Annotated in this window: 14 protein-coding genes; 7 read left to right on the top strand and 7 right to left on the bottom strand. The window is 72.8% G+C overall.

What is annotated here, in order from left to right:
- Positions 1-77 precede the first annotated feature (77 nt).
- The 3 genes from C5508_RS11915 (at position 78) to C5508_RS11905 (ending at position 2,156) form a co-directional block, all read left to right on the top strand.
- Positions 78-272 carry a DUF3046 domain-containing protein gene (locus C5508_RS11915; protein WP_104525166.1) on the top strand — a complete coding sequence of 65 codons (195 nt, stop codon included), beginning with the start codon at positions 78-80 and terminating at the stop codon, positions 270-272.
- Positions 273-469: 197 nt separating this feature from the next.
- Positions 470-1,507 (top strand): recombinase RecA, encoded by a 1,038-nt coding sequence (gene recA / locus C5508_RS11910; RefSeq protein ID WP_104525165.1) that lies wholly within the window; start codon positions 470-472, stop codon positions 1,505-1,507.
- Positions 1,508-1,646: 139 nt separating this feature from the next.
- Complete coding sequence (locus tag C5508_RS11905; RefSeq protein WP_232797079.1) at positions 1,647-2,156, top strand: regulatory protein RecX; 510 nt, start codon at positions 1,647-1,649, stop codon at positions 2,154-2,156.
- Between the two features lie 31 nt (positions 2,157-2,187).
- Here the strand turns inward: C5508_RS11905 and C5508_RS11900 are convergent, their stop codons facing one another.
- The 6 genes from C5508_RS11900 to C5508_RS11875 all read right to left on the bottom strand — a co-directional run bounded on the left by C5508_RS11900 (position 2,188) and on the right by C5508_RS11875 (position 6,455).
- On the bottom strand, positions 2,188-2,544 hold the full coding sequence (locus tag C5508_RS11900) for a hypothetical protein (protein ID WP_104525163.1): 357 nt from the start codon (positions 2,542-2,544) through the stop codon (positions 2,188-2,190).
- A gap of 37 nt (positions 2,545-2,581) precedes the next feature.
- Entirely contained in the window at positions 2,582-3,061 is a 480-nt protein-coding gene (locus C5508_RS11895) for a hypothetical protein (RefSeq protein ID WP_157944080.1), read from the bottom strand.
- Between the two features lie 90 nt (positions 3,062-3,151).
- A complete protein-coding gene (locus C5508_RS11890; RefSeq protein WP_104525161.1) occupies positions 3,152-4,045 on the bottom strand; it encodes an amino acid ABC transporter permease in 894 nt (297 codons plus the stop codon).
- Complete coding sequence (locus tag C5508_RS11885) at positions 4,042-4,692, bottom strand: amino acid ABC transporter permease (protein WP_104525160.1); 651 nt, start codon at positions 4,690-4,692, stop codon at positions 4,042-4,044. The genes C5508_RS11890 and C5508_RS11885 overlap by 4 nt, the downstream gene beginning before the upstream one ends.
- 99 nt (positions 4,693-4,791) lie before the next feature.
- Positions 4,792-5,682, bottom strand: coding sequence for a glutamate ABC transporter substrate-binding protein (locus C5508_RS11880; RefSeq protein ID WP_104525159.1), 891 nt, complete (start codon positions 5,680-5,682; stop codon positions 4,792-4,794).
- A gap of 17 nt (positions 5,683-5,699) precedes the next feature.
- On the bottom strand, positions 5,700-6,455 hold the full coding sequence (locus C5508_RS11875) for an amino acid ABC transporter ATP-binding protein (RefSeq protein WP_104525158.1): 756 nt from the start codon (positions 6,453-6,455) through the stop codon (positions 5,700-5,702).
- A 123-nt stretch (positions 6,456-6,578) separates the two neighbouring features.
- Here C5508_RS11875 and miaB point away from each other — a divergent pair, with 123 nt between their 5' ends.
- Positions 6,579-8,054: a tRNA (N6-isopentenyl adenosine(37)-C2)-methylthiotransferase MiaB gene (gene miaB, locus C5508_RS11870; protein WP_104525157.1), complete on the top strand. Its 1,476-nt coding sequence runs from the start codon at positions 6,579-6,581 to the stop codon at positions 8,052-8,054.
- 91 nt (positions 8,055-8,145) lie between these two features.
- Here the strand turns inward: miaB and C5508_RS11865 are convergent, their stop codons facing one another.
- Positions 8,146-9,699 carry a DUF349 domain-containing protein gene (locus C5508_RS11865; protein ID WP_104525156.1) on the bottom strand — a complete coding sequence of 518 codons (1,554 nt, stop codon included), beginning with the start codon at positions 9,697-9,699 and terminating at the stop codon, positions 8,146-8,148.
- A gap of 40 nt (positions 9,700-9,739) precedes the next feature.
- Here C5508_RS11865 and C5508_RS11860 point away from each other — a divergent pair, with 40 nt between their 5' ends.
- From C5508_RS11860 to dapF, 3 genes are read left to right on the top strand one after another with little or no spacing between them, the layout of a single operon-like run.
- Positions 9,740-10,465 carry a class III extradiol ring-cleavage dioxygenase family protein gene (locus C5508_RS11860; protein WP_232797078.1) on the top strand — a complete coding sequence of 242 codons (726 nt, stop codon included), beginning with the start codon at positions 9,740-9,742 and terminating at the stop codon, positions 10,463-10,465.
- Entirely contained in the window at positions 10,462-11,385 is a 924-nt protein-coding gene (gene miaA, locus C5508_RS11855; RefSeq protein WP_104525155.1) for a tRNA (adenosine(37)-N6)-dimethylallyltransferase MiaA, read from the top strand. The genes C5508_RS11860 and miaA overlap by 4 nt, the downstream gene beginning before the upstream one ends.
- On the top strand, positions 11,382-12,254 hold the full coding sequence (gene dapF / locus C5508_RS11850; RefSeq protein ID WP_104525154.1) for a diaminopimelate epimerase: 873 nt from the start codon (positions 11,382-11,384) through the stop codon (positions 12,252-12,254). Before miaA ends, dapF begins: the two co-directional genes overlap by 4 nt.
- Positions 12,255-12,422: the final 168 nt, after the last annotated feature.

Genomic DNA, 12,422 nt, shown 5'->3' with positions numbered 1-12,422 from the left:
CGAGGCTCGCCGAACCGGTGCCCGGGATCATGTCGGCAGCCTAGGACCCGTTCGCCGCGACGGGTTAGCGTCGGTGCGTGCGCCTGCAGGAGTTCTGGTCCCGTCTCGACGAGCAGTTCGGGTCGATGCGCGCGCAGACCGTCGCGCGCGACCACGTCTTCTCCGCCCTCGGGGGGCGCAGTGCGCTGGACGCCATCGACAAGGGCGTGCCGGTGCGCAAGGTGTGGCTGGCCATCTGCGACGCCTACGACGTGCCGCCCAAGGACCGCTGAGGCGCTTCCGCGGTCGACTCCTGGGGCTCCTGGGGCGCACGGCGTGTCGACCTGGCGATCGAACACGTGTTCGGCCTACTGTGGCTTCCACAGGGCGGCCCTCGCTCCACAGTCCGCCCTGGAATCCGAAAACTGTCGGTGCCTCGCCCTAGCGTCGGTCCCGACCCGCTTCCCCCGCGAACCGAAGGTGACGCACCATGGCAGCAACGCTCGACCGCGACAAGGCCCTCGACATGGCCCTCGCCCAGATCGACAAGCAGTTCGGCAAGGGCTCGGTCATGCGGCTGGGCGACAATGCCGCCCAGCCGATCAAGGTCATCCCGACCGGGTCGATCGCCCTCGACATCGCCCTGGGCATCGGTGGTCTGCCCCGCGGCCGCGTCATCGAGGTCTACGGCCCGGAGTCCTCCGGTAAGACGACCGTCGCCCTGCACGCGGTCGCCAACGCCCAGGCCAACGGTGGCATCGCCGCCTTCATCGACGCCGAGCACGCGCTCGACCCCGAGTACGCCCGCGCCATCGGCGTCGACACCGACGCCCTGCTGGTCAGCCAGCCCGACACCGGTGAGCAGGCGCTCGAGATCGCCGACATGCTGATCCGGTCCGGCGCCCTCGACGTCATCGTCATCGACTCCGTGGCGGCTCTGGTGCCCCGCGCCGAGATCGAGGGCGAGATGGGTGACAGCCACGTCGGCCTGCAGGCCCGCCTCATGAGCCAGGCGCTGCGCAAGATCACCGGTGCACTGAACAACTCCGGCACGACGGCGATCTTCATCAACCAGCTGCGCGAGAAGGTGGGCGTCGTCTACGGCTCGCCCGAGGTCACCACCGGTGGTCGCGCGCTGAAGTTCTACTCGTCGGTCCGTCTCGACGTCCGCCGCATCGAGACCCTGAAGCAGGGCACCGACGCGATCGGCAGCCGCACCCGCATCAAGGTCGTCAAGAACAAGGTGGCGGCGCCGTTCAAGCAGGCCGAGCTCGACATCCTCTGGGGGCAGGGCTTCAGCCGGGAGGGCGGCATCGTCGACGCCGGCGTCGAGCAGGGCATCGTGAAGAAGTCCGGCGCCTGGTACACGTACGAGGGTGACCAGCTCGGCCAGGGCAAGGAGAACGTCCGCAACTTCCTGAAGGACAACCCCGACCTCGCCGACGAGATCGAGAAGCGGGTCAAGGAGAAGCTGGGCATCGGCGCGACGCTGGATGCCCCGGCGCCGGCCGACGCCCCCGACTTCTGAGTCGCGGGTGGACGACCGTCCGCCGAATCGTCGGCGCGCCCCCGGAGGCTTCGGGGGCGGCCGGCGGAAGCGGTCCCCGAGCAGCGACGATCCCCTGACCCAGGACGTCGCCCCCGAGACCGTGGAGGACCCTGAGTCGGTGGCCCGCGGGCTCTGCCTGCGGGCCCTGACCGGGGCGCCCAAGACGCGTCAGCAGCTCGCCGACCTGCTGGCGAGCCGCGACATCCCGGAAGACGCCGCCACCACCGTCCTCGACCGTTTCACCGAGGTCGGGCTGATCGACGACGCGGCCTACGCCCGCGCCTGGGTGAGCAGCCGCCAGGCCGGTCGTGGGCTGGCCCGGCGGGCGCTGTCTTCCGAGCTGCGGGCCAAGGGCGTGGACCCGGAGGTCGCTGCCGAGGCGGTCGAGCAGGTCGACGACGAGGACGAGCGGGCAGCGGCCCGGAAGCTCGTCGAGCGTCGGGCCGGCTCGATGCGCCGGCTGGACAGGGCCACCGCGACCCGGCGGCTCATGGGCATGCTGGCGCGCAAGGGCTACAACGGTGGGCTGGCCGCCGCGGTGGTGCGCGAGGTCCTCGACGAGGTCGAAGCCGGAGCCGACGTGGACGAGGCCTTCTCCGAGTTCGACGAGGAGAGCGCGCTGCCCTGAGCCGGCCAGCGGCGTGCAGGGAAAGGTCGGATCACCCCAGGGCCACGAAGAAGGCAGCGTTGCCCGGGTCGAGCGAGAACATCACCCAGGCCGTGGCGGCCAGGAGGATCAGCAGCACGCCGACCGCCCACGCGACCCAGGACCGGACCGAGCCGGCGAGGAGGCCCGCAGCGAGGGGGATGCCGAGCAGGACCGCGCTGAAGGTCGTCCACGCGACGCCGGAGGCGAACCGGGGATCGCCGCCGCAGCTGAGCCAGCAACCACTGAATTCCGCGTGCGCGAGGCCGGCCCCCCAGAGCAGGGGATAGGCGACGGCGAGTACGGCCACCAGTGCGGCCCCGACGGCCCGGCGTCGCTGCGCGCCGGTCGACGACGACGTGGTGCCCACGTCGTGCGGCGTCCGCGTGCCGTCGTCGGCGGTGCCGTCAGATACGGGAGTGCCAGGCGGTCAGGTCGACCGCCACGCCGTTGGCGGCGTCGGAGTCGGCCATCAGCCAGGCCGGGTCCTGCGGTCGGCCGGCGCGGAGCCAGGCCGCGACCTCCGCGTCCAGCGTGTTCGGGTCCGCGACCCCCGGCCGCCGACGCTCCCCGAGGAACGTCAGGTCGGCATCGGCCCCGTCGGCGAAGCGGAGGACGAGCCGGCAGCGCGCACGCCGGTGGCGGGCCGGGGGGACCACCTCGCGGACGACCGCGCTCCGGGCGCCGGCCGCCGTGGCGAACGCCGGCGCGGCCGCGCGCAGCCGGGCGACGAACTCCTGCCCGGCGTCGAGAAGGGCGGTGGCCTGCAGCCTGGTGCCGGCGGGCAGCTCGATGACGGGCTCGCGAGCGGGCTCGGGAGCCGCCTCCACAGCGGTCCTGGGGACCGGGGGCAGGTTGCGGCGCCCCGCCGCGTGCATCGTCTCCATCGTGACGACGAGTCTCGTTGCGCGCCGCGGTCCCGTACGACCGGCGCGCCCGGGTGGGGCGACTGAGTCGGACGAGACCGCGAAGACCGGTCAGACGGCGCCGCCGCCTCCGCCCATCTGCACGTCGGCGGGCAGCTTGGTGTCCGCCGTCGCCGCCGCCTTGGTGCTTCGACCGGTGCGCCGCTCGACCACCCGGGCCAGCCAGGACAGCAGCAGGTTGACCACGATGTAGATCACCGCGGCAGCGACGTAGAGCTGGAAGGTGTAGATCGGGCCGAACTGGAAGTTCAGCGTCTCCACCAGGCTGCGCGCCGTCCGCAGGAGCTCCAGGTAGCCGACGATGAAGCCCAACGAGCTGTCCTTGAGCAGCACGACGAGCTGGGCGATGAGCACCGGCAGCATGCGCCGGACCGCCTGCGGCACCAAGACGAAGGACATGACCTGCCACTTGCGCATGCCGACGGCGTAGGCGGCCTCGCTCTGACCCCGGTCCACCGAGAGGATGCCGGCCCGGATGATCTCGGCGAGCACAGCCATGTTGTAGAGGGTGAGACCGAGTGCCAACGCTCCGAAGGCGCTGATCGAGATCCCGGTGCGCGGCAGGAACAGGAAGCAGAACAGGATCAGGACCAGGAGCGGCACGGCGCGGAAGAACTCGATGACCGCCGCGACCGGGATGCGCACCCAGGCGTGGTCCGAGAGGCGGCCGACCGCGAGCAGGGCGCCGAGCACGGTGGCACACACCATGCCGACGGCTGCTACTTCCAGCGTGTTCAGCAACGCGTCGAGCAGCCGCTGCGGAACGTTCGTGCGGGTGTCGAAGAGGATGGCCCAGCGGGCCGGTTCCAGCTGCCCGTTGATGCCGAGGCGCCACGCGGCGAGGCCGAGCAGCCCGAGGACGATCAGGGCGCCCACGACACTGCCGACGCGCTGACGGCGGCGGCCGCGGGGGCCGGGGACGTCGAAGAGGACCGAGGCGCTCATCGGACGATCCGCAGACGTCGCTCGAGGATGCTGATGCCCCAGGCGGAGGGCAGCGTGATCACCAGGTAGCCGAGCACCACGACGGCGAAGATCAGCAGCAGTTGGTCGGCGTTGGCGTTCGCCAGCCGTTGCAGCAGTGCGGTGAGGTCGCTGACGGCGAAGCCCGCCGCGATGGAGGTGTTCTTCGCCAGCGCGATCCAGACGTTGCCCAGCGGCGGGACGACGGTGCGGAAGGCCTGCGGCAGCACGATCGTCGTCAAGCTCTGCCGGAAGTCCAGCCCCAGAGCGCGGGCGGCCTCGGCCTGCCCCGCCGGGACGGCGTTGATGCCCGACCGCAGGGCCTCGCAGACGAACGCCGCCGTGTAGGACGACAGCGCCGCCACCGCCGCGACGAAGCGGCTCGGGAACTGCAGGTCGACGTACACCAGGCCGAAGACCAGGAAGAAGAACACCACCGTGAGCGGGGTGTTGCGGAAGATCTCGACGTAGGAGGTGGCGAGGCCGCGCAGCGCCGGGATGGGGCTGACCCGCATCGCGGCCAGCACCGTACCCAGCACGAGGGCGCAGATGCCGCTGGCCACCGCCAGGGACAAGGTGGTGAGGAAGGCGGACTGGATCAGTCCCCAGTTGTCGCTCAGGAACTCCATGGCGCTCCTCGGATGCTCCTCGTCCTGTTCGTGTGCGGGTGACGCGCGCGACGGCGGGGGCGACCGGTACCGGCCACCCCCGCCGTCAGGTGCGCGAGATCAGTAGCGGTTGACCGTCGGGGGCGTGGGGGCCTCCGTGCCGGTGATGGCGCCCGCGGTCGCGTCCCAGGCGTCGGCCCAGCTGCCGTCCTCGAACGACTCCTCGAGCACGTCGTTGATGAAGTCGCGGAAGTCGTCCTGGCCCTTCGGGACGCCGATGCCGTACGGCTCCTTGGTGAAGGGGTTGCCGACGAGCTCGAAGGCATCCGGGGCGCCGGCGACGAAGCCGGTCAGGATGACGTTGTCGGTCGTGACGGCGTCCACGTTGCCGTTGCGCAGGTCGTCGGCGCACTTGGAGTAGGCGTCGTAGAGGACCAGCTCGGCCTCGGGGTAGTTGGTGCGGATGTTCTCCGCCGGCGTCGAGCCCTCGACCGAGCAGACGCTCTTGCCGGCCAGGTCCTCCGGGCCCTCGATCTGCTCGGGGTTGCCGGCGGCGACCATGATGTCCTGCCCGGCCTCGTAGTACGGCCCGGCGAAGTCGACGATCTCCTTGCGCTTGTCGTTGATCGTGTAGGTGGCCACGACCATGTCCACCCGGCCCTCCTGCAGAAAGGGCTCGCGGTTGGCCGACACCGTCTCGGTGAAGGTGATCTGGTCCTCGGTGAGGCCCATCTTCGCCGCGATCAGCTTCGCCATCTCGACGTCGAAGCCCTCGGGGTCGCCGGCGGTGTTGGCCAGGCCGAAGCCGGGCTGGTCGATCTTCGTGCCGACGCGGAGCTCGCCGGCCTCGACGATCGCGGCCATGGTCGACCCCTCGGGGAACTCGACCTCCTCCACCGCGGCGGTGGTCTCCTCGGCGGTGTCCTCGGCCTGGTTGCCGGCCTCGCTGGCACAGCCGGCCAGCAGCAGGCCGGCGGCGGCGACGCCGGCGGCGTAACGGGTGATGCGCATGGGTGATCCCTTCGGGGTCAGTGGTTGAGGATCTTGGACAGGAAGTCCTTGGCCCGATCCGACGTCGGGTTGGTGAAGAACGTCTCGGGCTCGGCGGACTCGACGATGCGGCCGCTGTCCATGAACACGACCCGGTTCGCCGCACGGCGGGCGAAGCCCATCTCGTGGGTGACGACGATCATCGTCATGCCGTCCCGGGCCAGCGAGGTCATGACGTCGAGGACCTCGTTGATCATCTCGGGGTCCAGCGCCGAGGTGGGCTCGTCGAAGAGCATCACCTTGGGTTCCATCGCCAGCGCCCGGGCGATCGCGACCCGCTGCTGCTGGCCCCCGGAGAGCTGCGCCGGGTACTTGTCGGCCTGCGCCCCGACGCCCACGCGGTCGAGCAGCACGCGCGCCCGCTTCTCGGCGTCGCCCTTCGACTGCTTGCGGACCTTGATCGGTCCGAGCATGACGTTCTCGAGGATCGTCTTGTGCGCGAAGAGGTTGAAGCTCTGGAACACCATGCCGACATCGCTGCGCAGCCGGGCGAGCTCCTTGCCCTCCTCGGGCAGCCGCTGGCCGTCGATGGTGATCTCGCCCTTGTCGATCGCCTCGAGCCGGTTGATCGTCCGGCACAGCGTCGACTTGCCCGAGCCGGACGGCCCGATGACCACGACGACCTCACCGCGATCGATGGACAGGTCGATGTCCTGCAGGACGTGCAGCTCGCCGAACCACTTGTTGACGCCGGCCAGGCGGACGAGAGGCTCTCCGTTCGTTCGGCTGGTCACGGTGGGGGAGCCTAGGCGCGGAAGGTCGCGGATCCCGCACCGTGGGATCACGAAGGCGTAACGAACCCCCGGTTACCCGATCGTATGGGTGAACGGGGGCCGCGCCGTACCCTCGCAGCTGACATGGGAACCGAGCTTGAGGCACCGCCGCGCACCTACCGCGTGCGCACCTACGGGTGCCAGATGAACGTGCACGACTCCGAGCGCCTGTCCGGTCTGCTGGAGGCGGCCGGGTACAGCGCCGCGGCGGAGGGCGACGACGCCGACGTCGTCGTCCTCAACACCTGCGCCGTGCGCGAGAACGCCGACAACCGCCTCTACGGCAACCTCGGGCACCTGCGGCCGATCAAGGACGCGCGTCCGGGCATGCAGGTCGCCGTCGGCGGCTGCCTGGCGCAGAAGGACCGCGGCGAGATCGTGCGGCGCGCGCCGTGGGTGGACGTCGTCTTCGGCACCCACAACGTCGGCTCGCTGCCGGCCCTCCTGGAGCGAGCCCGGCACAACGCCGAGGCCCAGGTGGAGATCGTCGAGGCGCTCGAGGTCTTCCCGTCCACGCTCCCGGCCAAGCGCGACTCCGCCTACGCCGGCTGGGTGTCGATCAGCGTCGGCTGCAACAACACCTGCACGTTCTGCATCGTCCCGGCGCTGCGCGGCAAGGAGAAGGACCGCCGTCCCGGCGACATCCTCGCCGAGGTGCAGGCGCTGGTCGACCAGGGCGTGCTGGAGGTGACGCTGCTCGGCCAGAACGTCAACGCCTACGGCGTCGAGTTCCGCGACCGCGGCGCGTTCGCGGGACTGCTGCGGGCGACCGGTGCGATCGAGGGCCTGGAGCGGGTGCGGTTCACCAGCCCGCACCCGCGCGAGTTCACCGACGACGTCATCGAGGCGATGGCGCAGACCCCGGCGGTCTGCCACCAGCTGCACATGCCGCTGCAGAGCGGGTCCGACGACGTCCTGCGCCGCATGCGCCGCGGCTACCGGCAGGACCGCTACCTCGGGATCATCGACCGGGTGCGGGCCGCCATGCCCGACGCCGCGATCACCACCGACATCATCGTGGGCTTCCCGGGGGAGACCGAGGCCGACTTCGAGCAGACCCTCGAGGTGGTGCGGCGCGCCCGGTTCGCCAGCGCTTTCACCTTCCAGTACTCCAAGCGCCCTGGGACGCCGGCCGCCGAGATGGACGACCAGCTGCCCAAGGAGGTCGTGCAGGAGCGCTACCTGCGCCTGACCGCCCTGCAGGACGAGATCAGCTGGGAGGAGAACCGCCGGCAGATCGGTCGCAAGGTCGAGCTGCTCGTCGCCTCGGGGGAGGGCAGCAAGGACGCCCAGCGCGGCCGTCTCTCCGGCCGCGCCCGCGACGGCCGGCTCGTGCACTTCACGGCGGCCGAGGGGATCCGGCCCGGCGACGTCGTCGAGACCGTCGTCACCGAGGCCGCGCCGCACCACCTCATCGCCGACGGCGTCCTGCTGTCGCACCGCCGCACCCGTGCCGGTGACGCGAGCGAGGCGGGCACCCGCCCGACCACGCCCGGCGTCCCGCTCGGCATGCCGCGGATCGGGATCCCCGAGCCGCTCCCGGCGGTCACCGGCTGCTGAAGGCCCCCGCAGGGCGCCGCCGAGAGCGACGGGGCCCTGCAGGGGGACCTTCTGCCGTCCGGATCGGACGGGGGCCCTTCTGCTGTCGCTGTCAGCGCCGGGCGGACTTCTCCGCCTCGGCGAGCCACTCCTGGCGCGTGGCCAGGTTGGCCTTCGCCTCGTCGATCCGGCGCTGGTCCCCGGCCGCCTCGGCCTTGGCCAGCTGCTCCTCGGCCTTGGTGACCGCGGCGCGCATGGAGGTGACCATCGGATTCTCCGGAGTGGTCCGGACCCGGCCGGCGTCGGCCGCGCCCCGCACCCTCTGCTCGACGGCCTGCATGCGGTCCTCGAGCTGGCGCATGACGGTGCGCGGCACGTGCCCGATGGCGTCGTAGCGCTCCTGGATCTTCCGCAGGGCGTTCTGGGCGCCGCGGAGGTCCTTGGACGGATCGAGCTTCTCGGCCTCGGCCAGCAGCTCCTCCTTGGCCCGCTGGTTGGCCGTCTGCTCGGCGTCGCGCACCTTGTCCTGCTCGGCGCGCGCGGTGAAGAAGACGTCCTGGGCGGCCCGGAACTCCTTCCAGAGGTCGTCGTCGGTCTCCCGGCCGGTGCGCGGCACGGCCTTCCAGCGGTCCATCAGGGAGCGCATCGCGGCGCTCGTGGCGCCCCAGTCGGTCGAGGTCGCCAGCCGCTGCGCCTCCTTGATGAGCTCCTGCTTGGCCGCGCGGGTCTCGCCGCGCTGGGCGTCGAGCTGGGCGAAGTGGGTGCCGCGGCGACGACCGAAGGCGTCGCGGGCGGCGGCGAACCGCGTCCACAGCGCCTCGTCGGTCTTGCGGTCGATCCCGCGGATCGTCTTCCACTCCTCGACGATCGCCTTGAGGCGGTCGCCGGAGGCCTTCCACGACGTGGACTCCGCGGCGATCTGCTCCGCCTCGGCGGCCAGCGCCTCCTTGCGCGCGATCTGCGCGGCACGGGCGGCGGCCTTCTCGGCGCGGAACTCGGCGGTGGCCGACTCCGCGGTCTCGACCATGGCACGGGCCCGGGCGGCGAGCCCGTCGAGGTCGCCGACGGCGGCGGCCGTCGGGATCGAGTCGGCGAGCTGCTGCGCCTTGTTCTTGATCTCACCGGGATTGCCGGTGTGCGCCTTGAGGCGTGCCTCGAGCAGCGACACCTCGGTGGCGATGTCGTCGTAGCGGCGGCCGTAGTGGGCCAGGCCCGCCTCGGCGTCGCCGGCCTGCCACGAGCCCACCGCCCGCTCGCCGTCGGCGGTGCGCACGTAGACGGTGCCCTCGTCGTCGACCCGACCCCACTGCGAGGGGTCGCTCACGACCGCCTCGACCGGCGCCACCGGGGTCGCCGGCGCCGCGGCCGGTGCGGCTGCGGGTGCCGACGGGCGGGGGCCGGGTCCGGGTCCCGGCGTGGGCACCGGGCGCGCGGAAGGCGCTGCGGGCTCCTCCGCGGGGAGCTCCTCCGTGGCCGGCGCGGCGTCCGCCGTGGGGTCGGCGAGGGCGGCGTCCGCGGGGGTCGGCGCCTCCGGTGTCCCGGCCGCGGGGGTCACCGCGTCAGGGCTCTCGGTCTGCGCCGCCTCGGGGGCGGTCGTCTCGGGGTTCTCCGCAATCGGCGAAGTGGCCTGCTGCACCCCGTCACCGGGGTTGTCAGTGCTCGACACGTCCGGCAGTGTCCCACGTCGCATCGGCGACACTGCTGCGGTGACCATCCCTTCCCGCGACCGGCGGGCCCGGACCGCCCCGCCGTCGGCCGTCGTCGCCTTCTGCCCGTGCCCTCCGCTGCTGCTGCCGGTGGTCGAGGGGCGCGCCGGCAGCGAGACGGTGGCGCTACGGGCGGCGTGCGCCGAGGCGGTGACCGGCCTGCTCGCGGCCGGACCGGAGGTGGTGGTCGTCGTCGGCGACGGCGTACCGCCCGGGGTGCGGTTCGGCGCCGGCGACCGGGGGGACCTGCGCGGCTTCGGCCTCGACGTCACCGTGCCCTTCGACGGCCGGCTGCGGCCGGGCGGTTCCCGACTCCCGACGCCGCACACCGTGGGGGGCTGGCTCCTGGACCAGGCGTGCTTCGCCGGCACCCGGGTGGGGGTGGGCCCGGCCGACCTGGCGCAGCTCCTGCACGACCTGCCGGCACCGGTCGGCGTGCTCGCGATGGGCGACGGCTCGGCTCGGCGGACGGTCAAGGCGCCCGGCTACCTGGACCCCGCGGCCGGCCCGTTCGACGCCGCCGTCGCCACCGCGCTGGCCCGGGGCGATGCCGCTGCGCTGGCCGCCCTGGACCCGGCCGAGGGGGAGCGGTTGCTGGCCGCCGGGGTACCCACGTGGCGGGCCGTCGGCGAAGCGGTCGCGGGCCGGCACGTCACCGCGCGGGTGCACTTCGACGACGCCCCCTTCGGGGTGGGCTACCTGGTCGCGGACTGGGTGGTCGCATGAGCGGGCCGCCCCCGGTGATCGCCGTCGTCGGACCGACCGCGACGGGCAAGACGGCGCTGGCGGTCGCCCTCGCGCGGCGCCTGGGCGGCGAGGTCGTCAACGCCGACTCCATGCAGCTCTACCGCGGCATGGACATCGGCACCGCCAAGCCGGACGAGGCCGAGCGCGGCGGGGTGCCGCACCACCTCCTCGACCTGTGGGACGTGCGCGAGCCGGCGTCGGTCGCCGAGTACCGGCTGCGCGCCCGGGCCGAGATCGACCGGCTGCGGGCCGCCGGGTCGATCCCCTTCCTGGTGGGCGGCTCGGGTCTCTACGTCCGTGCCGTCCTCGACGAACTGAACTTCCCCGGCACCGACCCGGCGGTCCGGGCGCGGCTGGAGGCGGAGCTGGCCGACGTCGGCTCCGCGGAGCTGCACGCCCGCCTGGCGCGGCTCGACCCGGCCTCGGGCGCCGCGGTGCTGCCCGGGAACGGGCGGCGGATCGTGCGCGCACTCGAGGTCATCGAGCTGACCGGTGGACCGTTCCGCGCCGAGCTGCCCGAGCCGCGTCCGCACTACCCGGCGGTGACCATCGGGCTGGACCGCGAACCCGGCGAGCTCGACGACCGGATCGCGCTCCGCGTCGACCGGATGTGGACGGCCGGCTTCGTGGACGAGGTCGCGGCGCTGGACGCGCGGGGCCTGCGGGAGGGGCCGACGGCGTCCCGCGCGATCGGCTACGCGCAGGTGCTCGCCCAGTTCGACGGCACCCTCACTGCCGAGGACGCCCGCGAGCGGACCGTCGTGGCCACCCGCCGGTTCGTGCGCCGGCAGCGGTCCTGGTTCCGTCGCCACGCCGGGACGACCTGGCTGGACGCCGCCCGCCCCGACCTGGTCGACGCCGTCGCCGCGGTGATCACCGGTCCTACGATGGAGCCGTGACCTCCTCGCCCCGCGTGCTGATCGGGCACGGCACCGAGAACGACTTCGTGGTGCTGCCCGACCCCGACGGCACCGTGTGGCCGGAGGACCGGCTCGACGAGGCGCTCGTGCGGCGGCTCTGCGAGCGCCGGGCCGGCCTCGGTGGTGACGGCGTCCTGCGGCTGGTCCGCAGCGCGCACGTGCCCGACGCGCCGGCGGTGCTGGGGGAGGACCTCGACCGCTGCGAGTGGTTCATGGACCACCGCAACGCCGACGGCTCCCACGCCGAGATGTGCGGCAACGGCATCCGGTTGTTTCTGCACGCGCTGGTCAGCGAGGGGCTCGTCCCGCGCAGCGCCTGCGAGGACGGTCTGCTGGTGGGCACCCGGGGCGGTCCACGCCGGGTGGGCACCGCGCCCGACGGCGGCTACTGGGTCGACATGGGCCCGGCCCGCGAGTTCGGCCGGGGCAGCGCGGAGCTGGACGGGCGCACGTTCGACGGGCTCGCCGTGTCGATGGGCAATCCGCACCTGGCCGCGATCACCGACGTCGACGTCGACACCCTCGACCTGGGTGCCGCACCGCGGTTCGACGCGCAGCTGTTCCCCGAGGGCGTCAACGTCGAGCTCGTCAACGTGCTGGAGCCCGGCGCCCACGTGCGGCTGCGGGTCTTCGAGCGCGGGGTGGGGGAGACCCGCTCCTGCGGCACGGGCGCCTGCGCGGTGGCCTACGCGGCACTGGTCGCCGACGGGCGCTCGGAGGGCACCGTCGTCGTGGACGTCCCGGGCGGACGCCTGTCGGTCCAGGTGGATCCACGGACGACCGTCCTCACCGGACCCGCCGTACTGGTGTCGGTCGGCGAGCTGTGCGCGGAGTGGTTGGCGGGCTGACCGGACGGTTGTCGGCGCCGCGGGATGCATCCGGCCGGGCGATGCGTTGTAGCAGGCGATGACAACTCAGGTGCTTCCCGTCCAGGTCCGTGCCACGCTGGAGACGATGACGACCGCCCCGCAGACCCCCGTCGACGAGCCGACCCCGGCCCCGACCCGTCCCACCGC

The organism is Blastococcus atacamensis, assembly GCF_002938425.1.
GTDB lineage: Bacteria > Actinomycetota > Actinomycetes > Mycobacteriales > Geodermatophilaceae > Blastococcus > Blastococcus atacamensis.
This window is presented reverse-complemented; position numbering and strand designations above follow the sequence as displayed.

Coding starts and splice junctions, on each gene's coding strand:
- recA (WP_104525165.1), top strand. CDS start 470: ATGGCAGCAACGCTCGACCGCGACAAGGCCCTCGACATGGCCCTCGCC.
- C5508_RS11895 (WP_157944080.1), bottom strand. CDS start 3,061: ATGGAGACGATGCACGCGGCGGGGCGCCGCAACCTGCCCCCGGTCCCC.
- C5508_RS11890 (WP_104525161.1), bottom strand. CDS start 4,045: ATGAGCGCCTCGGTCCTCTTCGACGTCCCCGGCCCCCGCGGCCGCCGC.
- C5508_RS11885 (WP_104525160.1), bottom strand. CDS start 4,692: ATGGAGTTCCTGAGCGACAACTGGGGACTGATCCAGTCCGCCTTCCTC.
- C5508_RS11880 (WP_104525159.1), bottom strand. CDS start 5,682: ATGCGCATCACCCGTTACGCCGCCGGCGTCGCCGCCGCCGGCCTGCTG.
- miaB (WP_104525157.1), top strand. CDS start 6,579: ATGGGAACCGAGCTTGAGGCACCGCCGCGCACCTACCGCGTGCGCACC.
- miaA (WP_104525155.1), top strand. CDS start 10,462: ATGAGCGGGCCGCCCCCGGTGATCGCCGTCGTCGGACCGACCGCGACG.